This window comes from Cupriavidus cauae (genome assembly GCF_026210475.1).
In the GTDB taxonomy this organism is placed as follows: Bacteria; Pseudomonadota; Gammaproteobacteria; order Burkholderiales; family Burkholderiaceae; genus Cupriavidus; species Cupriavidus cauae.
Genome location: NZ_CP080293.1, coordinates 428,574 through 453,557, shown reverse-complemented (window position 1 = coordinate 453,557; position 24,984 = coordinate 428,574). Strand labels below are relative to the sequence as shown.

General features: G+C 64.8%; 25 protein-coding genes and 1 tRNA gene. 15 read left to right on the top strand and 11 right to left on the bottom strand.

All coding sequences use genetic code 11. The features are described from left to right. Window positions 1-61: 61 nt before the first annotated feature. The 3 genes from tatB (at window position 62) to KZ686_RS02030 (ending at window position 2,816) form a co-directional block, all read left to right on the top strand. Window positions 62-577 (top strand): Sec-independent protein translocase protein TatB, encoded by a 516-nt coding sequence (gene tatB, locus KZ686_RS02040; RefSeq protein WP_149319703.1) that lies wholly within the window; start codon window positions 62-64, stop codon window positions 575-577. A gap of 125 nt (window positions 578-702) precedes the next feature. Continuing rightward, window positions 703-1,491, top strand: coding sequence for a twin-arginine translocase subunit TatC (tatC, locus tag KZ686_RS02035; RefSeq protein ID WP_149319702.1), 789 nt, complete (start codon window positions 703-705; stop codon window positions 1,489-1,491). 236 nt (window positions 1,492-1,727) lie between these two features. Continuing rightward, window positions 1,728-2,816, top strand: coding sequence for a porin (locus tag KZ686_RS02030; protein WP_265632929.1), 1,089 nt, complete (start codon window positions 1,728-1,730; stop codon window positions 2,814-2,816). A 518-nt stretch (window positions 2,817-3,334) separates the two neighbouring features. Here the strand turns inward: KZ686_RS02030 and KZ686_RS02025 are convergent. Continuing rightward, window positions 3,335-4,525, bottom strand: a complete 1,191-nt coding sequence (locus KZ686_RS02025; RefSeq protein WP_150082608.1) for a Do family serine endopeptidase — start codon at window positions 4,523-4,525, stop codon at window positions 3,335-3,337. A gap of 19 nt (window positions 4,526-4,544) precedes the next feature. Here KZ686_RS02025 and KZ686_RS02020 point away from each other — a divergent pair, with 19 nt between their 5' ends. Continuing rightward, window positions 4,545-5,291 (top strand): Nif3-like dinuclear metal center hexameric protein, encoded by a 747-nt coding sequence (locus tag KZ686_RS02020; protein WP_226109528.1) that lies wholly within the window; start codon window positions 4,545-4,547, stop codon window positions 5,289-5,291. Window positions 5,292-5,366: 75 nt separating this feature from the next. Here the strand turns inward: KZ686_RS02020 and mscL are convergent, their stop codons facing one another. Beyond that, entirely contained in the window at window positions 5,367-5,798 is a 432-nt protein-coding gene (gene mscL / locus KZ686_RS02015; protein WP_149319698.1) for a large conductance mechanosensitive channel protein MscL, read from the bottom strand. A 232-nt stretch (window positions 5,799-6,030) separates the two neighbouring features. Between mscL and petA the strand changes: the two genes are divergently transcribed. The 6 genes from petA (at window position 6,031) to KZ686_RS01985 (ending at window position 10,379) form a co-directional block, all read left to right on the top strand. Further along, window positions 6,031-6,648, top strand: coding sequence for a ubiquinol-cytochrome c reductase iron-sulfur subunit (gene petA, locus KZ686_RS02010; RefSeq protein ID WP_149319697.1), 618 nt, complete (start codon window positions 6,031-6,033; stop codon window positions 6,646-6,648). A gap of 2 nt (window positions 6,649-6,650) precedes the next feature. Further along, window positions 6,651-8,054 (top strand): cytochrome b, encoded by a 1,404-nt coding sequence (locus KZ686_RS02005; RefSeq protein WP_149319696.1) that lies wholly within the window; start codon window positions 6,651-6,653, stop codon window positions 8,052-8,054. Between the two features lie 26 nt (window positions 8,055-8,080). Beyond that, window positions 8,081-8,824 carry a cytochrome c1 gene (locus tag KZ686_RS02000; RefSeq protein ID WP_149319695.1) on the top strand — a complete coding sequence of 248 codons (744 nt, stop codon included), beginning with the start codon at window positions 8,081-8,083 and terminating at the stop codon, window positions 8,822-8,824. Window positions 8,825-9,061: 237 nt separating this feature from the next. After that, window positions 9,062-9,673, top strand: a complete 612-nt coding sequence (locus tag KZ686_RS01995) for a glutathione S-transferase N-terminal domain-containing protein (RefSeq protein ID WP_006575790.1) — start codon at window positions 9,062-9,064, stop codon at window positions 9,671-9,673. Window positions 9,674-9,728: 55 nt separating this feature from the next. Further along, on the top strand, window positions 9,729-10,223 hold the full coding sequence (locus tag KZ686_RS01990; protein ID WP_149319694.1) for a ClpXP protease specificity-enhancing factor: 495 nt from the start codon (window positions 9,729-9,731) through the stop codon (window positions 10,221-10,223). A gap of 80 nt (window positions 10,224-10,303) precedes the next feature. After that, window positions 10,304-10,379 (top strand) — tRNA-Thr (locus tag KZ686_RS01985). An 86-nt stretch (window positions 10,380-10,465) separates the two neighbouring features. Here KZ686_RS01985 and KZ686_RS01980 read toward each other — a convergent pair. Beyond that, on the bottom strand, window positions 10,466-11,161 hold the full coding sequence (locus KZ686_RS01980) for a FadR/GntR family transcriptional regulator (RefSeq protein WP_265632928.1): 696 nt from the start codon (window positions 11,159-11,161) through the stop codon (window positions 10,466-10,468). 126 nt (window positions 11,162-11,287) lie between these two features. Next, a complete protein-coding gene (locus KZ686_RS01975) occupies window positions 11,288-12,619 on the bottom strand; it encodes an MFS transporter (protein ID WP_265632927.1) in 1,332 nt (443 codons plus the stop codon). A gap of 200 nt (window positions 12,620-12,819) precedes the next feature. On the opposite strand from KZ686_RS01975, the gene KZ686_RS01970 reads away from it, so the two are divergent. Continuing rightward, window positions 12,820-13,383 carry an ureidoglycolate lyase gene (locus tag KZ686_RS01970; RefSeq protein ID WP_265633389.1) on the top strand — a complete coding sequence of 188 codons (564 nt, stop codon included), beginning with the start codon at window positions 12,820-12,822 and terminating at the stop codon, window positions 13,381-13,383. A 121-nt stretch (window positions 13,384-13,504) separates the two neighbouring features. Here KZ686_RS01970 and KZ686_RS01965 read toward each other — a convergent pair whose 3' ends face one another. After that, entirely contained in the window at window positions 13,505-13,897 is a 393-nt protein-coding gene (locus tag KZ686_RS01965) for a hypothetical protein (protein WP_265632926.1), read from the bottom strand. Next, on the bottom strand, window positions 13,890-14,279 hold the full coding sequence (locus KZ686_RS01960) for a DUF2164 family protein (protein WP_226109483.1): 390 nt from the start codon (window positions 14,277-14,279) through the stop codon (window positions 13,890-13,892). Before KZ686_RS01960 ends, KZ686_RS01965 begins: the two co-directional genes overlap by 8 nt. 322 nt (window positions 14,280-14,601) lie before the next feature. Here KZ686_RS01960 and KZ686_RS01955 point away from each other — a divergent pair, with 322 nt between their 5' ends. The 3 genes from KZ686_RS01955 (at window position 14,602) to KZ686_RS01945 (ending at window position 17,172) form a co-directional block, all read left to right on the top strand. Beyond that, complete coding sequence (locus KZ686_RS01955) at window positions 14,602-15,480, top strand: glycosyltransferase family 2 protein (RefSeq protein ID WP_265632925.1); 879 nt, start codon at window positions 14,602-14,604, stop codon at window positions 15,478-15,480. 163 nt (window positions 15,481-15,643) lie between these two features. Next, entirely contained in the window at window positions 15,644-15,919 is a 276-nt protein-coding gene (locus KZ686_RS01950; RefSeq protein WP_265632924.1) for a type II toxin-antitoxin system Y4mF family antitoxin, read from the top strand. Continuing rightward, entirely contained in the window at window positions 15,919-17,172 is a 1,254-nt protein-coding gene (locus KZ686_RS01945) for a type II toxin-antitoxin system HipA family toxin (RefSeq protein WP_265632923.1), read from the top strand. The genes KZ686_RS01950 and KZ686_RS01945 overlap by 1 nt, the downstream gene beginning before the upstream one ends. 12 nt (window positions 17,173-17,184) lie before the next feature. On the opposite strand, the gene KZ686_RS01940 is transcribed toward KZ686_RS01945, so the two are convergent. Next, window positions 17,185-17,412, bottom strand: coding sequence for a hypothetical protein (locus KZ686_RS01940; protein ID WP_006575803.1), 228 nt, complete (start codon window positions 17,410-17,412; stop codon window positions 17,185-17,187). A gap of 270 nt (window positions 17,413-17,682) precedes the next feature. Here KZ686_RS01940 and ettA point away from each other — a divergent pair, with 270 nt between their 5' ends. After that, window positions 17,683-19,350 (top strand): energy-dependent translational throttle protein EttA, encoded by a 1,668-nt coding sequence (gene ettA / locus KZ686_RS01935; protein WP_150082596.1) that lies wholly within the window; start codon window positions 17,683-17,685, stop codon window positions 19,348-19,350. A 162-nt stretch (window positions 19,351-19,512) separates the two neighbouring features. Here the strand turns inward: ettA and KZ686_RS01930 are convergent, their stop codons facing one another. The 4 genes from KZ686_RS01930 to KZ686_RS01915 all read right to left on the bottom strand — a co-directional run bounded on the left by KZ686_RS01930 (window position 19,513) and on the right by KZ686_RS01915 (window position 24,980). Further along, window positions 19,513-20,289 (bottom strand): enoyl-CoA hydratase/isomerase family protein, encoded by a 777-nt coding sequence (locus KZ686_RS01930; RefSeq protein ID WP_265632922.1) that lies wholly within the window; start codon window positions 20,287-20,289, stop codon window positions 19,513-19,515. A 38-nt stretch (window positions 20,290-20,327) separates the two neighbouring features. Continuing rightward, entirely contained in the window at window positions 20,328-21,881 is a 1,554-nt protein-coding gene (locus tag KZ686_RS01925; RefSeq protein ID WP_265632921.1) for a class I adenylate-forming enzyme family protein, read from the bottom strand. Window positions 21,882-21,909: 28 nt separating this feature from the next. After that, window positions 21,910-23,682, bottom strand: coding sequence for a long-chain-fatty-acid--CoA ligase (locus tag KZ686_RS01920; RefSeq protein WP_265632920.1), 1,773 nt, complete (start codon window positions 23,680-23,682; stop codon window positions 21,910-21,912). A gap of 131 nt (window positions 23,683-23,813) precedes the next feature. Further along, complete coding sequence (locus tag KZ686_RS01915) at window positions 23,814-24,980, bottom strand: acyl-CoA dehydrogenase family protein (RefSeq protein WP_226109473.1); 1,167 nt, start codon at window positions 24,978-24,980, stop codon at window positions 23,814-23,816. Window positions 24,981-24,984: the final 4 nt, after the last annotated feature.

Below are 24,984 nucleotides of genomic sequence, written 5' to 3'. Positions count from 1 at the left end.
CTCCGGGCGGCGGCGCAGGGCATTGCGCCCGGCCGCGCCCGGCACTGGCATTGAATCCCGCATGATCGATCTGGGCATTTCCAAGCTGGCGCTGATCGGCGCGGTCGCGCTGATCGTGATCGGTCCCGAGCGGCTGCCCAAGGTCGCCCGCACCGTCGGCGCGCTGGTCGGGCGCGCGCAACGCTATATCAGCGATGTGAAGGCGGAGGTCAGCCGCGAGGTCGAGCTGGACGAACTGCGCCGCATGCGCACCGAATTCGAGGAAGCCGCGCGCGATGTCGAGCGGACCATCCACAAAGAGGTCAACGAGCAGGCGCAGTCGCTGAACGAGGCGTTGTCCGGCGACACCAGCGAGATCGGTACCCCCGCCGGCACCGATGTGCCTGCCTCGTATGTGCCGAGCTGGGACAGCGCGCACAAGATGCACAACGGCCGCAAGAGCTGGCGCGTCAAGCAGGCCGCCGTGCCGAAGTGGTACAAGCGCCAGAACAACGTCCGCGGCTGGGCGCAATCCGGCGCTGCCCGCGTCAAGCGGCACCGTCCGGCGACGCGTCCCGCCCGTTCTTTCTTCGAGTGACCATGCGGCAGTCCGCCCCGATGCCGGCGGCCGACCGGTCCGCACGTTCGTCGCGCGCCTTGCCGCGCGCGATGTCGCTTTTCTCTTCCCTGTTGTCCGCCCACCGCTGCTGAGCGGCTGCCGCCATGAGCGAATCGCGTTCTCCCGATCCCCAAGACGAATCCCCGCAGGAAACCTTTATCTCCCACCTGGTGGAGCTGCGCGAGCGCATCGTCAAGGCCGTCGCCGGCGTGCTGGTGGTATTCGTCAGCCTGGTGTACTGGGCGCCGGATATCTTCAACCTGTTTGCGCGGCCGCTGATGGAGTCGTTGCCCAAGGGCGGCAAGATGATCGTGACCGACGTGACCGGCTCGTTCTTCGTGCCGATGAAGGTCACGTTGCTGGTCGCTTTCCTGATCGCGTTGCCATGGGTGCTGTACCAGGTCTGGCAATTCGTCGCGCCCGGGCTCTATCAGCACGAGAAGCGGCTGATCATGCCGCTGGTCACGAGCAGCTATCTGCTGTTCCTGTTCGGCGTCGCCTTTGCCTACTTCCTGGTGTTTCCGACGGTGTTCCACTTCATGGCGCACTACAACGCGCCGCTCGGTGCCGAAATGTCGACCGACATCGACAAGTATCTCGGCTTCGCCATGACGACGTTCCTGGCGTTCGGCATCACCTTCGAGGTGCCGGTGGTCGTCATCGTGCTGGTGCGCTTCGGCGTGGTGGAGCTGGAGAAGCTCAAGCAGATCCGCCCGTATGTGATCGTTGGCGCCTTCATCATCGCCGCCATCGTCACGCCGCCCGATGTGCTGTCGCAGCTGTTGCTGGCGATCCCGCTGATCCTGCTCTACGAGCTTGGCCTGCTGATGGCCAAGGTCATCGGCCGTCCGCTGCCCAATGACGGCGCCGCAAAAGAGTCGCAAGCCGACTGATGAGGGCAAGAGGGCGCAAACCTTGCGTCCTTTTTGCACCAAAATGGGGAAAATCACCGTTTCTCCTGTTGCTGTTCAGCAACAAAAGCCGCCCTCAGGAACGGTTTACGACGAAAAAGCCTTCTGAGCGCGCGGGAGCCTGACACATAATACGCAGCAGACGTGATGGTGAATGCGTCGCCCATGCACTTGGGCAACCCAAGATTTCCCAATCAGTTGACAAGGAAAGTGTCGATATGAAGATGAAACTGTTTGCAGCTGCAGTCGCCACCCTGGCCGCTGGTGGTGCCTACGCCCAGTCGAGCGTGACCCTGTACGGCGTGGTCGACGCTGGTATCGAGTACAACAACAACTCCGGCGCAACGGGCGAAAACCTGTTCCGCATGCAGTCGGGCGGCCAGTCGGGCTCGCGTTGGGGCCTGCGTGGCGTGGAAGACCTGGGCGGTGGCCTGAAGGGTCTGTTCGTGCTGGAAAGCGGTTTCGATCTCGACACCGGCCGTTCGGGCCAAGGTGGCCGTCTGTTCGGTCGTGCCGCCTACGTCGGTCTGCAGAACCAGTTCGGCACCCTGACCCTGGGTCGTCAACAGACCCCGTTCTACGACTTCGGTCTGCAGTTCGACCCGATGGCGATCGCTCCGCGTTACTCGATCACCTCGCAAGCTGTCGAGTTCCAATCGCGTGCTGACAACGCCGTCAAGTACGTCGGCAAGTTCGGCGGCCTGACCGCGTCGGCCATGTACTCGTTCCGCGCTGACGGCCAAGAAGTTGCTGGCCGCAACGTGTTCGGCCGCGAAATGGGCGCCATGCTGTCGTACGCAGCTGGCCCGTTCGCGATCGGTGCTGCTTACGACGACCTGCACGTCGGTACCGAAGCTAACCAGGCTCCGGTGATCCGCCGCGCTACCGTTGCCGGTACCTACGCTTTCGGTCCGGCCAAGGCCTTCGTGGGCTACCGTTGGGCGAAGGCTTCGGACGGCGCTGTTCTGCCGGGCGCTGTTGGTGCTGACACCACGACGTCGAACCTGTACTGGGCTGGCCTGGCGTACCAAATGACCCCGGCCTTCTCGGTCACGGGTGCTGCGTACTACCAGGACTTCCGCCGCAGCGGTGCTGATCCGTGGCAATTCGTCCTGACCGGCGACTACGCGCTGTCGAAGCGTACCGACATCTACACGTCGCTGTCGTACACCCTGAACAAGGATGGTTCGGGTCTGGGCGTGTCGGGCTTCAACACCATCGGTGCTACCGCCGCTGCCAGCACGTTCAACGTGGAGCCGGGCAAGGACCAGTTCGGCGCCATCATCGGCGTGCGTCACAAGTTCTAATTTGACGCGGGCAACCGCATCAAGTTAGCTTGATCGAAACGCCGGCATCCTTCGGGATGCCGGCGTTTTGTTTTGTGGTGTCTTAGTCCTTATCGTTGCGCCCGTCGCGATCGCCTCTGCAGAAGTAGTCTGTCAGGCCCCAGCCCGGCGACCTGGCGCGGCACGGGGAAGCAATGGGCAGCTGCGGAATGTCACGCTGAGGCAGCATCACGGAAAGCCCCATTGCCGATGGCTTTGCCCGTGCCGGTCCGGCATATCGGATAAGGCAGGCACCGCGTGAGGCTCGCGTCATCGCGTCGTCGCGCGTCGCGGTTGGAAACGCAAAGCGGCTCTCTGGCAGGACGGGGCGGCGGGATCCTTCACGAGCTCGGCCCGCTGTCGTGCTCTGGTGCAACATGGCCAATTCGCACGCGCCAACGGTACTTGGCTCGTCCTGGTTTACGACGGGTCACCGCCAATAAAAAAGCCCCTTGGCATCACCAAGGGGCTTTTCAGTTCACCGCACGTTCAGAACGTCTTCAATCTTCCTCGTCGTAAGGCAACACGCGCCGTGGTGGAGGAGGGCGCTTGCCGATCGTCACCGTCACCTCGGTCGGCTTGCCACGGCGTACCACCTTCATCTTCACTTCCGTACCCGGCTTGAGTTGCGCGATCGCATTGAGCAGTGCCGTGGTATCCGTGATCGGTTGATCCTGCACGGCAACCAGCACATCGCCCGGCCGCACGCCGGCCTTGTCTGCGGGGCCGCCTTGCACGATCGCGGCAATCAGCGCGCCTTCCTTGGCCTCGAGCCCGAACGATTCGGCGATCTCCGGCGTCATGTCCTGCGGCTCGACGCCGATCCAGCCGCGCGTCACCGAGCCGGTCGAGATGATCGACTCCATCACCTGCTTGGCGGTGGACACCGGAATCGCGAAACCGATGCCCAGCGAGCCGCCCGAACGCGAGTAGATCGCCGTATTGATACCCAGCAGATTGCCCTGCGCGTCGACGAGCGCGCCGCCCGAATTGCCCGGGTTGATTGCCGCGTCGGTCTGGATGAAGTTCTCGAAGGTATTGATACCGAGATGGCTGCGGCCCAGCGCGGACACGATACCCATCGTCACGGTCTGGCCGACGCCGAACGGGTTGCCGATCGCCAGCACCACATCGCCGACCTTGACGTTCTCGAGGCGTCCCAGCGTGATGGCCGGCAGATCCTTCAGCGTGATCTTGAGCACTGCGAGATCCGTTTCCGGGTCCGAGCCCACCACCTTGGCGTTGGCCTTGCGGCCGTCGGTCAGCGCGACCTCGATCTCGTCGGCGCCGTCTACCACATGATGGTTGGTTAGAATGTAGCCCTCGGCGCTGACGATCACGCCCGAGCCCAGGCTCGACACCGGCTCCTGCCGCTCGGGCAGCCGGTCACCGAAGAAGAAGCGGAACCACGGATCGTCGGCCTGCGGGTTGCCGCGGCGCGCGCCGTTCTTGCTGGTGAAGATATTGACCACCGCCGGCATCGCCAGCTGCGCCGCCTCGCTATAAGAACGTTCCGCGGATGGGCCTGTGACGTTCGGCACCACTTCCTTGAGCGCGACGATTGGCGAACCGGATTGGACCGCGACGCGCCCGCGTTGCAACCATTCCGGTTTCAATGTCGCCACGACAAACCAGATGGCCAGCACAACCGTGACGGCCTGGGCAAAGAACAGCCAGAAGCGGCGCAACATATTGGAGTTTGGGCTGAAAATGAAAACAAAAGAGCTTGAATTGTACTTGAACGACCTGTTGGAAGTCCCCCGCTACAAGGACTATTGCCCGAACGGTCTGCAAGTACAAGGTCGGCCGGAAGTCACCCACATCGTGACGGGAGTGACGGCCAGTGCCGCGCTGCTCGATGCCGCCATCGAAGCCGGTGCCGACGCGATCCTGGTCCATCACGGCTATTTCTGGCGCGGCGAAGATGCTCGCGTCATCGGCCAGAAGCATGGCAGGCTGCGCCGCCTGCTGGTGTCCGATACCAATCTGCTGGCCTATCACCTGCCGCTGGACGGCCATCCCGAACTAGGCAACAACGCGCAGCTGGGGCACGAACTCGGGCTGAATCCGACCGGCCGCTTCGGGGACGACCAGCTCGGCTGGACCGGCACGTTGCCGCAATCGATGACGCTGCGCATGCTGGCCGACCACATCGCGGGCGTGCTCGGGCGTGAGCCCCTGGCGATCGGCGATCCGGACCAGCCCGTTCGGACAGTGGGCTGGTGCACCGGCGGCGCGCAGGGCTATTTCGGCGCGGCGATCGCCGCCGGAGTCGATGTCTATCTGAGCGGGGAGGTCTCCGAGCAGACCACGCACCTGGCGCGCGAGAGCGGCGTCGGCTATATCGCCGCCGGCCATCACGCCACCGAGCGCTATGGCATTCAGGCGCTCGGCACCCATCTGGCGCAGCAGTTCGGCCTGCGCCATACCTTCATCGACATCCCGAATCCGGTCTGAGCGAGGTGCGAACGCGGTCTGACCGAATGGTCCGCCCGCGACGCCGCAACGCCGGGGCGCCGCGGCCCCCGGACCTCAGGCCCGCGTCGTCTTCAGGCTGTCGCGGATCTCGCGCAGCAGCTTGATGTCTTCCGGATCTTCGGGCGCCGGTGCCGGCGGCTCGGCGGCGCGCAGGCGATTGATTGCGCGCACCATCATGAAAATGATGAAGGCCAGGATCAGGAAGTTGACCAGGATGGTCAGGAAATTGCCGTAGGCAAATACCGGTACGCCGGCCTTTTTCAAGGCATCGAGCGTCATTGGCGTTCCGGCCGGCGGGTCGGACAACACCAGAAACAGATTCGAAAAGTCGAGTTTGCCGATGATGCGGCCGACCAACGGCATGATCAGGTCATTGACCACGGAATCCACGATTTTTCCGAAAGCTGCGCCGATAATCACGCCGACCGCGAGGTCGACCACGTTCCCGCGCATCGCGAAGGTCTTGAATTCCGACATCATGCTCATGGCTTAACTCCTTGCTGTTGTTCATTTTTCACCACGGACCGCAGCGCAAGACTGCCGCAAGGATGCCGCAAACGCAAGCCTGTCGCGGCATTCGGGCCGATCGGCGGGGCTGCCTTGCACGCTCGCGCGATGACCGAACACCCCCGGGTTACCGCGCTTTCACTGCCCAATGTGCCTAAGGTACAATTTACGGTTGACGCAAAATCTAAATTGACTTCCCCTGGGGTTTGGAATGAATGACCAGCAAAGCGTGAAGAGCGTGGATAAGGGGCGTCGCAACTGGTTGATCGCGACGTCTGTGGCTGGCGGCATCGGAGGAGTGGCGGTTGCGGTGCCGTTTGTCAGTACCTTTGCACCGTCGGAAAAGGCCAAGGCGGCAGGTGCGCCGGTCGAGGCCGACATCAGCGGGCTCAAGCCCGGCGAAATGATGACGGTCGAATGGCGCGGCAAGCCCGTCTGGATTCTGCGTCGCACGGAGGAGATGCTGGCGTCGCTGAAAAAGACCGACGCCGAAGTGGCCGACCCGAACTCGGAAATTCCGTTCACGATGGAAACCCCCGAGTATTGCAAGAACGAAACCCGTTCCCGGCCCGAGCACAAGGACATCCTCGTCGTCGTCGGTATCTGTTCCCATCTCGGTTGCTCCCCGTCCGGCCCGTTCGCGGCCGGCGCCAATCCCACCCTCGGTTCCGACCCCGGTTTCCTTTGTCCGTGCCACGGCTCGACCTTCGACCTGGCAGGCCGCGTCTTCAAGAACAAGCCGGCACCGCAGAACCTTGACGTTCCCCCATACCAGTTCCTCACCGACACCACGATCGTGATCGGCAAAGACGAAAAAGGAGAGGCTTGATCATGGCGGCGGAAAAGCAAGTCAAGACGACCGGCCTGCTGGGCTGGATCGACGCGCGCTTCCCGGCGACGCAGCTGTGGGAAGACCATCTGTCCAAGTACTACGCGCCGAAGAACTTCAACTTCTGGTACTTCTTCGGCTCGCTGGCGCTGCTGGTGCTGGTGATCCAGATCGTCACCGGCATCTTCCTGGTGATGAACTACAAGCCGGACGGCACGCTGAACGCCGCCGGCATCCCGGTGGCCTACGCCAGCGTCGAATTCATCATGCGCGAGGTGCCCTGGGGCTGGTTGATCCGCTACATGCACTCGACCGGCGCCTCGGCGTTCTTCGTGGTCGTCTACCTGCATATGTTCCGCGGGCTGCTGTACGGTTCGTACCGCAAGCCCCGCGAGCTGGTCTGGATCTTCGGCTGCCTGATCTTCCTGACGTTGATGGCCGAGGCCTTCATGGGCTATCTGCTGCCGTGGGGCCAGATGTCGTACTGGGGCGCCCAGGTGATCGTTAACCTGTTCTCGGCGATCCCGGTGATCGGCCAGGACCTGTCGCTGTTCATCCGCGGTGACTACGTGGTCAGCGACGCGACGCTGAACCGCTTCTTCTCGTTCCACGTGATCGCGGTGCCGCTGGTGCTGCTGGGCCTGGTCGTCGCCCACATCATCGCGCTGCACGAGGTGGGCTCGAACAACCCGGATGGCGTCGAGATCAAGGCCAACAAGGACGAAAACGGCGTGCCGCTCGACGGCATCCCGTTCCACCCGTACTACTCGGTGCACGACCTGATGGGCGTGGGCGTGTTCCTGATCATCTTCTCGGCCGTGATCTTCTTCTTCCCGGAGATGGGCGGCTACTTCCTGGAACACAACAACTTCTTCCCGGCTGATCCGCTGAAGACGCCGCCGCACATCGCCCCGGTCTGGTACTTCACGCCGTTCTATTCGATGCTGCGTGCCACCACGGCCAACTTCCTGCCGATCCTGTGGATCTTCTTCGCCGTGCTGCTGGGCATCTTGTTCCTGCGCAGCAAGAGCCTGAAGGTCAAGGGCATCGCGGTCGCGATAGCGGTGCTGCTGGCGCTGGGTTTCTACTTCATCGACGCCAAGTTCTGGGGCGTGGTGATCATGGGCGGTTCGGTGATCATCCTGTTCTTCCTGCCCTGGCTCGACCATTCGCCGGTCAAGTCGATCCGCTACCGTCCGGCTTTCCACAAGACGATCCTGATGGTTTTCGTCGCGTTCTTCCTGATCCTGGGCTACCTCGGCGTGCAGCCGCCGTCGCCGGTCGGCGAAAAGGTGTCGCAGCTCGGTACGCTGCTGTACTTCGCCTTCTTCCTCGCCATGCCGCTGTGGAGCCGCGTCGGCACCTTCCAGCCGGTGCCCGACCGCGTGACGTTCAAGCACCACTAAGCCAGGCCCAAGGACAAGGAACAACGATGAAAAAGCTGCTTTCCATTCTCGCGCTGGCCGGCGCGTGCTTCGCCGGTGCGCCCGCCATCGCTGCCGAAGGGGGCTATCCGCTCGAGCCGGCGCCGGTCAACACCAGCGACCTGTTCTCGTTGCAGCGTGGCGCCAAGCTGTTTGTCAACTACTGCCTGAACTGCCACGGCGCGTCGATGATGCGCTACAACCGCCTGCGCGATATCGGCCTGACCGAAGATCAGATCCGCGAAAACCTGATGTTCACCGCGGACAAGGTCGGCGAAACGATGACCATCGCGATGCAGCCGAAGGACGCCAAGGCGTGGTTCGGCGCGGCGCCGCCGGATCTGTCGGTGATCGCCCGCGCCCGCGGCGATGCCTGGCTGTATACGTATCTGCGTACCTTCTACCGCGACGACACTCGCGCGACCGGCTGGAACAACCTGGTCTTCCCGAGCGTCGGCATGCCGCACGTGCTGTGGGAGCTGCAAGGCCAGCGCGCCGCCAAGTTCGCCGACGTGGAAGAGCATGGCGAGAAAGTGCACAAGTTCGTCGGTTTCGAACAGCTGACGCCCGGCAGCATGACGCCGCTGCAGTACGATACCGCCGTCGCCGACCTGGTCGCCTATCTCGACTGGATGGCCGAGCCGGCGCAGAACCATCGCCGCCGTCTGGGCGTGTGGGTGCTGCTGTTCCTGGGCATCTTCACCGTGTTCGCCTGGCGCCTGAACGCCGCCTACTGGAAAGACATCAAGTAATCCCGGTAGACCGCCCGAGGGCTAGCGCGGAGTTGCGTATGCGACACCGCCTGGCCCTTTTTCCTTTGTGACGGAATGAAAAGAGACAGGGCATGGACGGGCCGCATGCGCCGCCCGCCAAGCCACCGATCCGGCATTCCGTTACGCTATTTGTAACGAATTTGCTTTCCGATGGTGGGTTCTGACAGAATGTTTGACCCAACTTCGGCCTAGCGCCGCCTCCAAGGAATCCCAACCATGATGGTGTTGTATTCGGGCACCACCTGCCCGTTCTCTCAGCGTTGCCGCTTGGTCCTGTTCGAAAAGGGCATGGACTTCGAAATCCGCGACGTCGACCTGTTCAACAAGCCGGAAGACATCTCGGTGATGAATCCCTACGGCCAGGTGCCCATCCTGGTCGAGCGCGACCTGATCCTGTACGAATCCAACATCATTAACGAGTACATCGACGAGCGCTTCCCGCACCCCCAGCTGATGCCGGCCGACCCGGTCCAGCGCGCCCGCGCCCGCCTGTTCCTGTTCAACTTCGAGAAGGAACTGTTCACCCACGTCTACGTGCTGGAGAACGAAAAGGGCAAGACCGCGGAAAAGAGCCACGAGCGTGCCCGTGGCGCGATCCGCGATCGCCTGACGCAACTGGCGCCGATCTTCGTCAAGAACAAGTACATGCTCGGCGAAGAGTTCTCGATGCTGGACGTCGCCATCGCGCCGCTGCTGTGGCGCCTGGACCACTACGGCATCGAGCTGTCGAAGAATGCCGCCCCGCTGCTGAAGTACGCGGAACGGATCTTCAGCCGCCCCGCCTATATCGAAGCGCTGACCCCGTCGGAAAAGGTGATGCGCCGCTAAGCCGGCCCTGGCCCGAGTTCGCTCGGGCCACCGGCGCGACGCCACTGGAAGTCTTATGCCTGAAACCTCGACCAAGCCCTACCTGATCCGCGCCATTTACGAATGGTGCACGGACAACGGCTTCACTCCGTATATCGCCGTGTTCGTCGACGCGAACACCAACGTGCCGCGCGAGTTCGTCAAGAACAACGAGATCGTGCTGAACGTCAGCTTCGACGCGACCAGCGGTCTGGAAATGGGCAACGAGTGGATCAGCTTCAGCGCCCGCTTCGGCGGCGTCTCACGCAAGCTGGACGTGCCGGTCGATAACGTGCTGGCGATCTACGCGCGGGAAAATGGCCAGGGCATGGCCTTCCCGGTCGAGCGCAGCGTGCCGGAAACCCAGGCCGCAACCGAACGCGAACTGAATCCGCCGCCGAAACTGGCCCCGGTCGAAAGCGACGGCGCCGCGCAAGCCGACAGCGCCGATGCTTCGGACGACGACGATCCGAATCCGCCGCCGGTACCGCGGATCGGTACGCGCAAGCCTTCGCTGAAGGTCGTCAAGTAAGCCCCTTCGACCGGTCAGTTCTGACTGGTCAACCATCGCCAAGGCAGGCCGCATGCAGTAGAATCGCGGTCTGCATTCATGCCGGCTTAGCTCATCAGGTAGAGCAGTTGATTTGTAATCATCAGGTGGCGGGTTCGAGTCCTGCAGCCGGCACCAGATATTAAAAGGGTCACGCGAATATTCACGTGACCCTTTTTCATTTACCGGCCCTCATAACCACACGCCCGATTCCGCCGTCACGATCACCTAACATCCAAACTCGTCGGAAAATGCACCCCCGCCCGCTGCGCCGCCTGCACGATATGGTTCGCCATCGCCCGCTGCGCCAGTGAAGGATCCCCGGCCGCCAGCGCATCGATGATCGCCGTGTGCTCGTTAAACGTCGCCCGCCGCGCGCCGCGCTTGTAGAAGGGCAGGCGCTGGCTCTCCTGAATGATTTCCGCACTGTTGCGCAGAATCTCCGCAATCGCGCGATTGCCGGAGATCGCGATGATCTGCATGTGGAAATCGAAATCGAGCTGCGCCGCCTGGGTGAAGTCCGACGCTTGGATGCAGGTCTGCATCGCTTCTGCGTTGGCACGCAGCGCGTCGATGTCGGCCGGCTCCGCCACCAGCGCAGCGAGCCGCGCGGTGAAATTCTCCAGCGCGAAGCGCAGTTGGTAGATGTCGGTCAGCGAATGCGAGTCGGCGAAGCGCCAGGGATGGGCAGAGGGCGCAGGGCCTTCCGCGACGTACACGCCCTTGCCCGGGCGCGCCACGATCAGACCCAGTCCCTGCAAGGTGGAGAACGCCTCCCGCAGCGAAGTCCGGCTGATGCCGAGGCGCTCGGAGAGCTCGCGCTGGGAGGGCAGCAGCGAGCCTGCGGGGTAGGTGCCGTCGTTGATCCATTGCTGGATCAGCCGGGCGGCATTGGCGGCGACTGCGGTCGAGTTGAACATGCCTGATGTCTGAACGAGGAAGAGCGCCGAGGCAGCAGCAAGCGAACTGCCGCGCATCGCAGCGGAGGGGCGCCGCTCAGGCAGACGATTGTACCCGAGCGTCGGCGCGGCCCCGCGCGGCGGCGCCTACTTGTTGACCAGCCTGGCGGGCACCGTGTAGGTCAGCAGGGCGCCCATCAGCAGCACGCCGGCCAGCACGAACATCGCCAGGTTGGTGCTTTGCGTCGCATCCTTGATGAGCCCGATCATGTAGGGGCTCAGGAAGCCGGCGAGGTTGGCGAAGGAGTTGATCATGGCGATGCCCGCGGCCGCGCCGGCGCCGGACAGGATCGCGGTCGGCAGGCTCCAGAACAGCGGCGAAGTCGCGAGGCTGCCGCCGGCCGCGAGCGCCAGGGCGGCGAGAGACCACGCCACGTTGTCGCTGAACACGGCGCTCAGCACCAGGCCGGTGGCGCCGCAGCAGAACGGCACGATCAAGTGCCAGCGGCGTTCGCGCATGCGGTCGGAGCTGCGGCTGACGAGAATCATCGAGCAGACCGCGACCGAGAACGGCACGGCGGTCAGCAGGCCGATATGCAGCGCGCTCGATACGCCGGACTGCTTGACCAGCGTCGGCAACCAGAACGTCAGCCCGTACTGGCCCATCACCGTGCAGAAGCAGATGAAGGCCATCTTGACGATGCGCGTATCGGCGAACAGTGCGCGCAGCGTCGGGTGCGCGTCCTTGGCCTGGCGTTCGTTGGCGATGTTGCGCTCGAGCAGGGCCTTCTCCGATTCGGTCAGCCACTTGGCGGCACGGATATTGTTGTCGAGGTAGAACATCACCGCCACGCCGACCAGCAGCGAGGGGATGGCCTCGAGCAGGAACATCCATTGCCAGCCGCGCAGCCCCGATACGCCCTGCATCGATTCCATGATCCAGCCCGACAGCGGTCCGCCGAAGATGCCCGACACCGGGATCGCGCACATGAACAGCGCCACCATCTTCGCGCGGCGGTGCGAGGGAAACCAGTAGGTCAGGTACAGGATCATGCCGGGATAGAAGCCGGCCTCCGCGGCGCCGAGCAGCAGGCGCAGCACGTAGAACTGCTTCGGCGTGGTGACGAACATCATCGCCGCCGAGATCAGCGCCCAGGTGATCATGATGCGGGAGATGGTCGCCTTGGCGCCGATCCTGTGCATCAGCATGTTGCTGGGCACCTCGAAGAAGAAGTAGCCGATGAAGAAGAGACCCGCGCCGAGGCCGTACATCGCTTCGCTGAACTGCAGGTCGGCGAGCATGTGCAACTTGGCGAAGCCGACGTTCACGCGATCGAGGTAGGCGACGACGTAGCACAGCATCAGGAAGGGGAGCAGTCGCCAGGCCACCTTGCGGTAGAGCGCGTTCTCTTGCGCGACGGCCGGGATGTCGGCCGCGGACGCCGGCGTAATTGCCGGGCCGGCTTGGTAGGGTGTCATGGCGGTCTCCTCGTGTTTGTTGTGTCGCCGGGGGGATTATCACTGGTATGACCAGTATGATTGATACGGGTAGGGCGCAACAATAACGCCCCGCGCGAACCCAACAAATCGGCGTTTACCCGCCGAGTTCCCGCATTGACACCGACATGCCATATCGTAATACTGGTAAGACCAGTATGCGAACCCGATTCCGTCCAGCCATGCCCATTCAGACCGCCCCGCTGCCCCTGATCGCACAACCGCTGACCGCAGACGCCTTCGCCCCGTTCGGCGACGTCATCGAGAGCGATGGCCGCGCGCCCATCGCCATCAATCGCGGCATGTGTCATCGCTTTCACGACCTTGCCGAGGTCGACGTGTCCTCGAACGACGGACGCCCGCTGATCAATCTGTTCGAATCGCAACCCTATGCGCTGCCGCTGGTACTGACCTCGTTCGAGCGGCACCCGCTCGGCAGCCAGGCGTTCATTCCGCTGGGGGATGCGCGGTTCCTCGTCGTGGTGGCGCCGCCTGGCGACACGGTCGAGCCGCATGCGGTGCGGGCCTTCGTCACCAACGGCCGGCAAGGCGTCAACTATCGCAAGGGCGTGTGGCACCACTCGCTGATCGTCACGGAAGGCGTGGCGCGGTTCATCGTCGTGGACCGCGGCGGGCCCGGGAACAACTGCGACGAACTCGAACTACCCGGCGGCGCCACGCTGCGGCTGGACTTGCCGCGGACCGAGCGGGAAGGGGCGTCGGGAATGGAAGCCACGTTGTTTTGAATGGCTGGCCGCCGTAAGCGATGTCCGTCGGTGGCAATCGCCGCGGAAGCATCAGAGGCGGCCAGCGTCCGCCCTCGCGTTAGCGCCAGCGCCTCGCCGTCATGCCGGCCGGCAGTCAAGGTCATGCCGCCCCTGCATGCTCGATATCCTCGATACAGAGGGACACAATCTGCCATCGGCCGCCCACGATCAGCCATAACTCGAGAAATTCGAACTGGTGGACGATCTTCCCATCCCTCTTCAGGCATGCCGATCCCGTTACCGTGGCCCAACACTTGTGCTGCTGGATCCCGATGCCGGTTTCCTTGAACTCTGCCTCGCCGGCCCGCTTGTTCGGAAACTTCTTCCGGCTGCGTTCGATGTAGGCAATCTGATTGGCTTTGGAAACCAGTTCGCCATTCGCCTTCAAGAAGAACGTCGGCGCCTCCAGATAGTCGAGCCAGTCCACCTCGCCGTTCAGGCGGGCGTTGACCCAGACCTCCCTGACCTGCGTCAGCGAATACTTGCTACTCATACTGCAGCAAGATATCCAGCTGCTCCGAAACATCCGCCAGCTTGCGTTCCATTACGCGCTTCGCGTCGAGCACGCCCTCGTTGTAGGCATGCGACCGCACCAGCTTGTACAGCTTTTCGGCAAAGGGCACCACTTCCATATTGCCGACCGATACCTGGAGCTCGCTGTCCAATAGATCGCGGACCGCGGAGGAAAATTGGATCAGGTCGAATTTGTCGTTGTGCATGAGATTCCCGGATCGTTGAAATTGGAGTGGTCCCATCCTCAGTCTTGCTCCCGGAAATGTAATCCATCTGGCAGCGCCGAAGGCATTGACGAGCCAGGCGGGTCGCCGCCGCTTGACCGCCAGCTCGCTGGTCGGCATCGTCGGCCCGAGCGGCATGGACCGAATATCGTCAAGACCCTGCACGACGCCTTCAGAAACGCGACGCAGGATCCGACATACCTGAGGTCGCTGGAGGCCAGCGACCTCCAACCGTCTACCTGAGCAGCGAATATGCGAAGTCCGCCGCCGAGCAGTTCGAGGTCGAAAGTCGGACCGTGCAGCAGCTCGATATCAAGCTGAACTGACGGGGCAGGGCGGAACCCAGCGGCACGACCGAAACCGGGCGCGCCGAGCGGCGATGGCCAGGTTTTCCAGGGCCGTCATGGTCGGTATGCGATCATTGGCCGCAACCGCAGACCCGCTTTCCCCATTAATGCTGTTGAAGTCTCTTTCCAGATTCCGCCGTCCGCAAACCGATCCAGCGCCAGAAGTCGCCATCATCGTCCCCTGCTACAACCAGGCGGGCGTGATCGCGGACACGCTCAAATCGGTGCGGCGCCAGACCTACCGGCACTGGCGCTGCATCGTGGTCGACGACGGCTCCACCGACGATACCGCGCAGCGCGTGCAGTCCTTCGTGCAGAAGGACCGCCGCTTCACCTATATCCGCAAGCAGAACGGCGGCGTGGCGTCGGCGCGCAATCTCGGTATCCGGCTTACCGGCGGCGAATACATCGTGCCGCTGGACGGAGACGACAAGATCCATCCCGACTACCTGCGCCGCGCGCTAGCGCATTTCCGCAGGCATCCGGACACCGCGCTGGTCTACTGCCAGGTCAAACGATTCGGCGCGAAGAAGGGGAAATGGCGGCTGCCCGAATACAGCTATCAGCGGCTGCTGTTCGAGAACATGATTCACAACTGCGCGGTGTATCCGCGCGCGTTGTACGACCGGACCTCCGGCTATTCCGAAGCGATGAAGCACGGCTTCGAGGACTGGGAGTTCTATATCCGTCTGCTGGAGCCCGATGCCAAGGTGCATCGGATCGATGCGCCGCTGTTCTACTACCGCATCAGCAAGCGTTCACGCACGACGCAGCAGCTGACGGGCGGACATGAGCGCGAGTCGTTGGCGACGATCTATCGCAACAACACCGACGCGTATTCCGACGTCGTGGCCGATCCGATTTCAAGCTTCAAGACGGCACGCCAACTGTTCCTGCCGGACGTGGTGCGGCGCTACAAGCGGCAGCGCACGCGGATGCATCTGGGCTATCTGGCGGTGATTTTGCTGCTGGCGGTGCAGGCGTTCGATTGAACGGCGGGGCTGATGCCCTCCCACGCCGTCGACCCATTCGTTCCCGGGAAGTACAGCACCGCACCAACCCTGCGACCAGTCGTATTACCGAGCGGTAATTTTTTTCCTTGACGATGCGTGGTTCCAATATAAAATTACCGAGCGGTAATATCAGGGGCGCAAGATGGCAGCGGAGAAACAAAACTTCCCTAGCGGTAACTCAGCCGCCAGCGGCATCGTGGTTCACAGTTCGGCCGAACTCGGCGCCGCCATCCGCCGGCGGCGCGAGCAACTCGAACTGAAGCAAACCGATCTCGCCGGTCTCGGCGGTACCGGCAACCGCTTCGTCGTCGAACTCGAGCGGGGCAAGCCGACGGTCCAGCTGCAGAAGGTTCTCGACATCATGGACTTGCTCGGGCTGGAAATGGTCGTGAAGCCCAAGACCAGCGGAGGCTTGTGATGGCCCGGCCCGAACGGCTCAGCGTCCTGTGGGGCGATGAAGTGGTCGGCACCATCCACGATACCGCGCCATTGGCCTTCGCCTATTCGCCCGCATGGCTCGCCGGGGAGGACCGCTTCCCGGTCGCCGCCATTCCGCTGATGCCGGGATTGCAGGACGCCGAGGTCGTGCAGGCCTTCTTCGAGAACCTGCTGCCCGAGGGGGAATTGCGCGACTATCTCGCGCAGCAGAAGAAGGCGTCCACCTTGTTTTCGATGCTCCTGGAGGTGGCGGGGGACACGGCTGGGGCCTTCGTCATCGTACCGGAAGGCGAAACGCCGAAGCCTCCCACGTACCAGGCGACCTCATGGCAGGCGCTGGGCGCGGCGCTGAGCAAGCCGTCTGCGGCCGCCGTCGACCTGAAGGGTGCCCGCGCGCGGATCTCGCTCGCGGGCGCACAGGACAAGACCAGCCTGGCGATCTTCGACGATGGCGTCCCGCGTCTTCCTCGCGGCGTCGCGCCGTCCACGCATATCCTGAAGCCGGACATCAAGCGCCTCGCCAAGGTATGGCAGTCGGCCGCGAACGAAACCATCGTGATGCGCGTTGCCGCGGAGTGTGGTTTGCCTGCCGCCGAGGTTTTCTATGAACCGATGACGCGAGCATGCGTCGTGCGGCGCTTCGACAGGTACCAGCGGCCGGATGGAACGTTGGGACGGCTCGTCCAGTACGACCTGTGCCAGTTGGCCGGCACCGTGTCCGACCGCAAGTACGAAAAGGAGGGCGGTCCCGGCATCGCGGCCTGCGCCGCTCTGATCCGGCAATGCAGCGTCCAGCCCGCGGTAGACCTGCGCCACTTCCTGAACTGGATCTTCTTCAACCTCTACGTCGGCAACAACGACAGCCACGCGAAGAACCTGTCGTTGTACGTGCTGCCTGGGCAAGGCGTGAGGCTGACCCCCTTCTACGATCTGATGTGCACCCGCTTGTATGCCGGGCTGTCAGGGGAGTTCGCGTTTTCGATCGGTGGAGAAAACCGGCCGGGCGAGATTGCGCGCCGGCACGTGGTGGCGATGGCCGAAACCCTTGGCATGCAGCCGCGCTTCGTATTGGGCCAGGCGGCGGAACTGGCGCAACGGATCCCGGGCGCAGTGGCGCGCGCGGTGGAGCACACCTTGCCGTCGTTGCCGCATGGCGCGCGAGATCTCGCGGACCGCCTCGGCCGGTTCATTCAGTCCACGACGCGCAAGGTCTCCGCCCGCATCGTGGCCTGAACACGCCATCGCTCAATGATGGTGATGATGGTGATGCGCCCAATGGATATCGTTCGACTCCACGAACGACGCCACCGCGTCCTTGTCCCCGGTGGCGTGGCGCATCATCTCGCCGCACTTGCAGAAGCCCTGGTATGGCGTGATATGCGAGCAGGCCGATACCTTCTGCAGGTACAGGGTCACGGGCTTGTTGCACTTCTTGCACTTGAAGGTCAGCGTGCGGGCGGGTTTGGGGCTCATGGTGGTACTCGGTCAGCAGGAAATTGCCCGAAGGCGAAGGGCCCGATGATACCGCGCCCGCGGGCGGCGCCTTGGCCAGCGCTTCGGTCGGTACATCGGCCGGTACGCCGGCCGGTACGCCGGCCGGCGCGTGGGCCCGTGCAGCGGTCGCCGTGTCGGCCAGCGGGCAGTGCATGAGCCAGCGCAACGGCCACCCCATCCGCCCGCCGCCCCCGGTTTGCTACACTGCGCCATCCCCCTCCAACACAGTCATTTCACTGGGTAAGCCGCATGGCACAGTACGTCTATACGATGAATCGCGTGGGCAAGATCGTTCCGCCCAAGCGTCAGATCCTGAAGGATATTTCGCTGTCCTTTTTCCCCGGCGCCAAGATCGGCGTGCTCGGCCTGAACGGTTCGGGCAAATCGACGCTGCTCAGGATCATGGCCGGCGTCGACAAGGACATCGAGGGCGAAGCGATCCCGATGCCGAATCTGAACATCGGCTATCTGCCGCAGGAGCCGCAGCTCGATCCCGAGCAAACCGTGCGTGAAGCAGTCGAGGGCGGTCTGGGCGAGGTGTTCGAGGCGCGCAAGAAGCTCGAGGAAATCTACGCGGCCTACGCCGAGCCGGATGCCGACTTCGACCAGCTGGCCGCCGATCAGGCCAAGTACGAGGCGATCCTGGCCGCCAGCGACGGCAACAATGCCGAGCAGCAGCTGGAAGTTGCGGCCGACGCGCTGCGGCTGCCGCCGTGGGACGCCAAGGTCGGCCATCTGTCCGGCGGCGAGAAGCGCCGCGTCGCGCTGTGCCGGCTTCTGCTGTCGCGTCCCGACATGCTGCTGCTGGACGAGCCGACCAACCACCTGGACGCCGAATCGGTCGAATGGCTGGAGCAGTTCCTGACCCGCTTCCCGGGCACGGTGGTCGCGGTGACCCACGATCGCTACTTCCTCGACAACGCCGCCGAGTGGATCCTGGAACTGGACCGCGGCCACGGCATTCCCTGGAAGGGCAACTACAGCTCGTGGCTGGACCAGAAGGAAAACCGGCTGAAGCAGGAAGAGTCCAGCGAGTCGGCGCGGCAGAAGGCGCTGAAGAAGGAGCTGGAATGGGTCCGCCAGAATCCGAAGGGCCGGCAGGCCAAGTCGAAGGCGCGTCTGGCGCGTTTCGACGAGCTGAATAGCCAGGAATACCAGAAGCGCAACGAAACCCAGGAGATCTTCATTCCGGTCGGCGAGCGGCTCGGCAATGAGGTGATCGAGTTCGAGAACGTATCGAAGGCCTACGGCGATCGGCTGCTGATCGACAACCTGAGCTTCAAGGTGCCGCCGGGCGCAATCGTCGGCGTGATCGGTCCGAATGGCGCCGGTAAATCGACGCTGTTCCGCATGCTGACCGGCAAGGAGCAGCCGGACAGCGGTACGATCAAGATCGGGCCGACCGTCAAGCTCGCCTATGTCGACCAGAGCCGCGACGCGCTCGACGGCAGCAAGACGGTGTTCGAGGAAATCTCCGGCGGCGCGGATGTGCTGACCGTGGGCCGCTACGAGACGCCCTCGCGCGCCTATATCGGCCGCTTCAACTTCAAGGGCTCGGACCAGCAGAAGCATGTCGGCACGCTGTCGGGCGGCGAACGCGGGCGCCTGCATCTGGCCAAGACGCTGATCGCCGGCGGCAATGTGCTGCTGCTCGACGAACCGTCGAACGACCTCGACGTCGAAACGCTGCGCGCGCTGGAAGACGCGCTGCTGGAGTTCGCCGGCTGCGTGATGGTGATCTCGCACGATCGCTGGTTCCTGGACCGGATCGCGACGCATATCCTGGCCTTCGAAGGCGACTCGCACGTCGAGTTCTTCGCCGGCAACTATCAGGAGTACGAGGCCGACAAGAAGCGCCGCCTGGGCGAGGAAGCGGCCAAGCCCAAGCGCATCCGCTACAAGCCGATCGCGCGCTGAAGGCGAAGCGCTTTCCCTGTCCCCCGGCCCCTCTCCCGCCGGGCGGGAGAGGGGAGAAAAACAGTCAGAGCGCCGTTCGTTGTCACGGCCCTCTCCCCCTCCCCTCTCCCACTCGTGGGAGAGGGGAGGGGGAGAGGGCAGAGCCCCGATGGGGCCCCTTCGTCAGCCCGGCCACCGAAACGGAGCCGGCCGCTTCTCCAGAAACGCCTCGACCGCCTCGCGATGGTGCGCCGTGCCCATCGCCAGCGCCTGCGCATTGGCTTCCAGCTCGAGCGCGGTCGCAAGATCCCCGTCCGCGGCCACCGCACGCTTGATCAGGCTGACCGCCATTGGCGAGGCCCCGACAAAGCTGCGCGCGATCGCATGGGCGCGCTGCGCCAGCGCTTCCGGCGCATGAATCTCCATCGCGATTCCCAGCCGCAGCGCTTCCTCCGCGCCGACCTCACGCGCCGACAGCATCAGCTCCTTGGCCCGCTGCACGCCGACCACGCGCGGCAGCGTGTGGAAGATCCCGCAATCGGGCACCAGGCCGACCTTCAGGAAGGACACGCAGAAGCGCGCCCGCGGCGTGGCGATCAAAAAGTCCGCCGTCAGCGCCAGGCCGAAGCCCGCGCCGAAGGCCGCGCCATCGACCGCCGCAATGACGGGCTTGTCGAGGCCGATCAGGTCGCGCAGCCATCGATGCAGGTCGCCGAGCCGCTCGCGCCAGCCCTGGTTGTCCAGACCGGCGCTCGCGATATTGCGCAGGTCGCCGCCCGAGCAGAAGTGTCCGTCGGCGCCGGTCAGCACCAGCGCGCGAATGCCGCGGTCGGTCGCGACCACGTGCACGGCCTCGGCGATTTCCTCGCGCATCGCGGGCCCGAGCGCATTGCGCGTCTTCGGATCCTTCAGCGTCAGCGTGGCGACGCCGTCCCGCATCTCGAAGTCGATTCGTTCCATCGGAATTCCTCTCGCTGATGAGTTCGCGGCGCCGACGATCAGCGCCCGCCAACCGCCACCGCGCCGCGGTATCGCTGCCGCAATTCGTTCTTCAGCACCTTGCCGGCCGCCGACAGCGGCAGCCCATCGACATAGGTGAAACTGCGCGGACACTTGTAGCCCGCCAGCCGTTCGCGGCACCACTGCGTCAGCTCGGCCGACAGCGCGGCGTCGTCCTGTGGCTCGCCTCCCTCCACGACCACCACCGCATGCACGCGCTCGCCCCAGCGCGCGTCCGGCACGCCGATCACCGCGGCCTGCGCCACGCGCGGATGGCTGCGCAGCGCGGTCTCGACTTCGCCCGAGTACACGTTCTCGCCGCCGGAAATGATCATGTCCTTGAGCCGGTCGGCGATGAACAGATAGCCATCCTCGTCCATCCAGCCGCCGTCGCCGGTAAGCCAGCCATCGCGCAGCGCCTGCGCGGTGGCGTCCGGCTGGTTCCAGTAGCCGCGCATCACCATCGGCCCGCGCACGACGATCTCGCCGACGGTGCCGCGCGGCATTTCTTCGCCTTGCGGATCGACCACGCGGATCTCGGTGCCCAGCCCGGCGCGTCCCACTGAATGCCGGTGGCGTTCGGCACCCGGGCCCGGACGATGATTGGCCGGCGGATTGATGCAGACCGCGGCGGCGGTCTCCGTCATGCCATAGGCCTGGAAGAACTCCGCGTTGGGCCACGCGTCGAGCGCGCGCGCCAGCAGGTCCGGCGGCATCGGTGCGGCGCCGAAGGCGATGCGGTTCAGGCTCTGCAGCCGCGCCGCGTCGAAGCCGGGATGATCGAGCAGCGACTGCAGCATGGTCGGCACCACGATGATGTCGGAGATCCGATGTGTCTCGATGGCGGACAGCACGATGTCGGCGCGAAACTGCGGCAGCGTCACGCAGCTGCCCCCGGCGATCAGCTGCCCGATCAGCCGGCCCAAGCCGGCGACATGGAACAGCGGGGCAACCAGCAGCGATACGCTGTCCGGCGCATTGTTCAGTTCCGCGGCGCGCGAGATCGACGCGGCCCAGAAGTTGGCGTGCGACAGCATCACCCCCTTGGCGCGACCGGTGGTGCCGCCGGTGTAGAGGATCGCGGCCAGCGCATCGCCGCCGGTGCGCGTATCGTCGAGCGATTCCGCGCCGGCCGCCGCCGCGGCGTCGGCATCGGCCAGGAAGGTGTCGATCGGCACCACCGTGGCGACGTCGTCGAGTTCCTCCGCCATCGCGGTCAGCTGGCGATCGGGCAGCAGCAGCCGCGCGCCGCAGTCGCCGATCGCATGGCGCAGCTCGGGCACGCTCCAGCGCGTATTGAGCGGACACGCCACCGCGCCGCGCCACCAGCAGGCCAGCAGCATCGCGATCAGGCCGTCGCCGTTCTGCGCGAGCAGCGCGACGCGGTCGCCGGGTCCCACGCCGTGACGCTTCAGCGCCGCGGCGGCACGCGCCACCCGCGCACCCAGTTCAGCGAAATCGGTGGTACGCGTGTGGCCGTCGGCCACGTGGCAAAGCGCGATCTTGGCGGGATGGCGCTGTATCGCGCGGTGCAGTCCCTGGGTCAGGTACATCGCGGGGGTCTCCGAAGCGGAAAACGGATCAGGCTTGCTGAAGCGGCTTGTCGAGGCGGCCGGCGTTGGCTTCGCCCAGAGCCGGCGCATCCACGGCCTCGGCTCCTGTCTCCACCGCACGGCACTGCTCCGCCTGAATCTCCCGCCAGAGCACCTTGCCCGTACCGGACTTCGGCAGCGCACTGCGGAACTCCACGGCCCGCGGCGCCTTGTACGCCGCCATCCGCTCCCGGCACCACGCGATCAGGTCGGCCGGCTCCAGCGTCGTGCCGGGCTTGAGGACGACGACCGCCTTCACCGATTCGCCCTGCCGCCTGTCAGGCACCGCGACGATGCAGGCTTCGTGGATCGCGGGATGCTGGTACAGCATGGTCTCGACCTCGGCGGGCCAGACCTTGTAGCCGCTGACGTTGATCATCCGTTTGAGCCGGTCGCGCATGAAGAAATAGCCTTCCTCGTCGACGCTGGCCAGGTCGCCGGTGCGGAAGAAGCGCTTGCCGTCGCGCTCGAAGAACGACTCGCGGTTCGCTGCCTCGTCGTTCCAGTAGCCGAGCATCAGCTGGTCGCCGCTGGTCACCAGTTCGCCGACCTCGCCGGGCGGCAGCGGCGCCAGCGTGGCCGGGTCGACGATGCGCGAGTCGACGCCGAAGGCCGGAATGCCGAGGCACTGGCGCTTGGGCCGGTGCAGCGGATTGCAATGCAGGAACGAGGCAGTTTCCGTCATGCCATAACCCTCGATATAGCCGAGGTCGAAGCGCGACTTCAGCATCGCGGCCACCGCCTCCGGCATCGCGGCGCCGCCGCCGTTCAGCAGCGTCAGGCTGGACAGGTCGCGCGCGCTCGCTTCCGGGTGCGCGAAGAAGTCGATCAGCATCGCCGGCGGCGCGCCCCACGTCGTCACGCGATGGCGTTCGATCAGGCGGGCCGCGGTGGCGGCGTCCCAGCGCGGCAGCATCACCACGGTCGCGCCGATCGCGATCGGCATCAGCATCGCGTTCTGCATGCCGAGCAGATGGAACAGCGGCGCCACGCCCATCACCACCGCCTCGGCATGCAGGCCGCGCCAGAGCACCGCGGAGAAGGTCGACGCCAGCAGCGTGCGGTGCGTATGCATGCAGCCCTTTGGTTGGCCGGTGGTGCCGGAGGTGTAGGGCAGCACGCAGAGGTCGTCCGGGCTGGCCTGTATGTCGGGCGCGGGCAGGGCGGCGGCAAGCGCATCGCCCCAATATGTCAGGCGCGCATCGTCCAGCGCCGCGCGCGGGGCGCGCACCCAGTCGGGCACGTCGAGATCGGTATCGGCGTCGATCGCGTCGGCATAGTTGTGCACCACCATATGCCGCAATCGATCGCCCGCCAGCGCGGGCCGCAGCGCCGGCAGCAGTTCCTGCGCGACCAGCGCGACCTGCGCGCCGCTGTCGCGCAGATAGTGATCCAGCTCGTTGGCGGTGCACATCGCATTGACCGGCACCACCACCGCGCCGCAGCGGACGATCGCGTGGAAGGCGACGACGAACTGCGGGCAGTTCTGGCTCATCAGCAGCACGCGCTCGCCCGGCCGCACACCGGCGTGGCGATGCAGATGGCCGGCCAGCGCCTCGGTCTGGCGGCGCAGTTCGGCATAGCTCAGGTCACGGCCGTAGAAGACGATCGCGGGCTTGTCAGGATAGCGGTCGGCCTGCACCGACAGGTTGTGGCACAGCGTGACGTGCGGCACGCGGATGCGATGCGGCAGCCCGCGCGGCCAGCTGCCGAACCACGCGGCCTGCTCCGATGGGCTGGATGGCACTGCTTCGGATGTCATTGCCTGCTGGTCTCCTGTGGTTGGTCAGGCGGCCGCTCCGCGGCGACGCGCGCCATTCGCCCCGATACCCCGATACCCCGATACGCAGATGCACCGATGCACCGATGCACGATGCACGATGCACCGCCGCCTCAGTCGTCCATCGCCCGCGCCACGATTTCCTTCATCACCTCGTTGGCGCCGCCATAGATGCGGCCCACGCGCGCATCGGTGTACATCCGCGCGATCGGGTATTCGTTCATATAGCCGTAGCCGCCATGCAGCTGCAGGCATTCGTCGATGACCTGGCACAGCGTCTGCGTGCTCCACCACTTGGCCATCGCGGCGGTCGGCACGTCGAGCTCGCCGCGCTGCAGCCGGCCGATGCAGTCGTCGACGAAGCTGCGCGCGATGGTGGCATGGGTCTGGCACTCGGCGAGCTTGAAGCGCGTGTTCTGCATCGCCATCAGCGGCTCGCCGAACACGTGGCGCTGCGTCACATAGGCGAGGGTGTCGTCGACGGCCCGCTGCATCGTGGCCGCGGCGCCGATCGCGATCAGCAGCCGCTCGCGCGGCAACTGCTGCATCAGCTGCCGGAAGCCGCGGCCTTCCTCGTTGCCGAGCAGGTTCTCGGCCGGCACCATCACGCCGTCGAAGAACAGCTCGACGGTGTCCTGCCCGCGCTGCCCGATCTTGTCGAGCAGGCGCCCGCGCTGGAAGCCCGGCAGGTCGCGCGTTTCGATCATCAGCAGCGACACGCCGCTGGCGCGCGCCTCGGGATCGGTCTTGACCGCCAGGCAGATCAGGTCGGCGTGCCAGCCGTTGGTGATGAAGGTCTTGGCGCCGTTGACCAGATAGTGCCGGCCATCGCTGCCGAGGATCGCGGTGGTCTTGATCCGCTGCAGGTCGGTGCCCGCACCCGGCTCGGTCATGCCGATTGCCGCCACCATCTCGCCGCGCGCCATTGCCGGCAGCCAGCGCTGCTTCTGCGCCTCGCTGCCGTAGGCGAGCAGATAGTGCGCGACGATGCCGCTGTGCACGTTGATGCTGAAGCTGGTGACCAGCGCGCGCTGCTGCTCCTCGCAGATCACCGCTTCGTGCAGGAAGCTGCCGCCGCCTCCGCCGTAGGCCTCGGGAATGCCCGAACACAGCAGGCCGAGCTCGCCCGCGCGGCGCCATATCTCGCGGTCGCAATGCTTCTGCTCGACCCACGCGGGCTGGCGCGGCACGCATTCGCTCTCGAAGAAGCGCCGCGCGGTATCGCGCAGCAGCTCCAGTTCGCTGTTCATCCACGGACGGGACGCATGCTGGATCGTCATGGCG

Excerpts from the sequence above, each read along its gene's own strand:
- tatB (WP_149319703.1), top strand. The coding sequence starts at position 62 with ATGATCGATCTGGGCATTTCCAAGCTGGCGCTGATCGGCGCGGTCGCG.
- tatC (WP_149319702.1), top strand. The coding sequence starts at position 703 with ATGAGCGAATCGCGTTCTCCCGATCCCCAAGACGAATCCCCGCAGGAA.
- KZ686_RS02030 (WP_265632929.1), top strand. The coding sequence starts at position 1,728 with ATGAAGATGAAACTGTTTGCAGCTGCAGTCGCCACCCTGGCCGCTGGT.
- KZ686_RS02025 (WP_150082608.1), bottom strand. The coding sequence starts at position 4,525 with ATGTTGCGCCGCTTCTGGCTGTTCTTTGCCCAGGCCGTCACGGTTGTG.
- KZ686_RS02020 (WP_226109528.1), top strand. The coding sequence starts at position 4,545 with ATGAAAACAAAAGAGCTTGAATTGTACTTGAACGACCTGTTGGAAGTC.
- mscL (WP_149319698.1), bottom strand. The coding sequence starts at position 5,798 with ATGAGCATGATGTCGGAATTCAAGACCTTCGCGATGCGCGGGAACGTG.
- petA (WP_149319697.1), top strand. The coding sequence starts at position 6,031 with ATGAATGACCAGCAAAGCGTGAAGAGCGTGGATAAGGGGCGTCGCAAC.
- KZ686_RS02005 (WP_149319696.1), top strand. The coding sequence starts at position 6,651 with ATGGCGGCGGAAAAGCAAGTCAAGACGACCGGCCTGCTGGGCTGGATC.
- KZ686_RS02000 (WP_149319695.1), top strand. The coding sequence starts at position 8,081 with ATGAAAAAGCTGCTTTCCATTCTCGCGCTGGCCGGCGCGTGCTTCGCC.
- KZ686_RS01995 (WP_006575790.1), top strand. The coding sequence starts at position 9,062 with ATGATGGTGTTGTATTCGGGCACCACCTGCCCGTTCTCTCAGCGTTGC.
- KZ686_RS01990 (WP_149319694.1), top strand. The coding sequence starts at position 9,729 with ATGCCTGAAACCTCGACCAAGCCCTACCTGATCCGCGCCATTTACGAA.
- KZ686_RS01980 (WP_265632928.1), bottom strand. The coding sequence starts at position 11,161 with ATGTTCAACTCGACCGCAGTCGCCGCCAATGCCGCCCGGCTGATCCAG.
- KZ686_RS01975 (WP_265632927.1), bottom strand. The coding sequence starts at position 12,619 with ATGACACCCTACCAAGCCGGCCCGGCAATTACGCCGGCGTCCGCGGCC.
- KZ686_RS01970 (WP_265633389.1), top strand. The coding sequence starts at position 12,820 with ATGCCCATTCAGACCGCCCCGCTGCCCCTGATCGCACAACCGCTGACC.
- KZ686_RS01965 (WP_265632926.1), bottom strand. The coding sequence starts at position 13,897 with ATGAGTAGCAAGTATTCGCTGACGCAGGTCAGGGAGGTCTGGGTCAAC.
- KZ686_RS01960 (WP_226109483.1), bottom strand. The coding sequence starts at position 14,279 with ATGCCGCTCGGGCCGACGATGCCGACCAGCGAGCTGGCGGTCAAGCGG.
- KZ686_RS01950 (WP_265632924.1), top strand. The coding sequence starts at position 15,644 with ATGGCAGCGGAGAAACAAAACTTCCCTAGCGGTAACTCAGCCGCCAGC.
- KZ686_RS01945 (WP_265632923.1), top strand. The coding sequence starts at position 15,919 with ATGGCCCGGCCCGAACGGCTCAGCGTCCTGTGGGGCGATGAAGTGGTC.
- KZ686_RS01940 (WP_006575803.1), bottom strand. The coding sequence starts at position 17,412 with ATGAGCCCCAAACCCGCCCGCACGCTGACCTTCAAGTGCAAGAAGTGC.
- ettA (WP_150082596.1), top strand. The coding sequence starts at position 17,683 with ATGGCACAGTACGTCTATACGATGAATCGCGTGGGCAAGATCGTTCCG.
- KZ686_RS01930 (WP_265632922.1), bottom strand. The coding sequence starts at position 20,289 with ATGGAACGAATCGACTTCGAGATGCGGGACGGCGTCGCCACGCTGACG.
- KZ686_RS01925 (WP_265632921.1), bottom strand. The coding sequence starts at position 21,881 with ATGTACCTGACCCAGGGACTGCACCGCGCGATACAGCGCCATCCCGCC.
- KZ686_RS01920 (WP_265632920.1), bottom strand. The coding sequence starts at position 23,682 with ATGACATCCGAAGCAGTGCCATCCAGCCCATCGGAGCAGGCCGCGTGG.
- KZ686_RS01915 (WP_226109473.1), bottom strand. The coding sequence starts at position 24,980 with ATGACGATCCAGCATGCGTCCCGTCCGTGGATGAACAGCGAACTGGAG.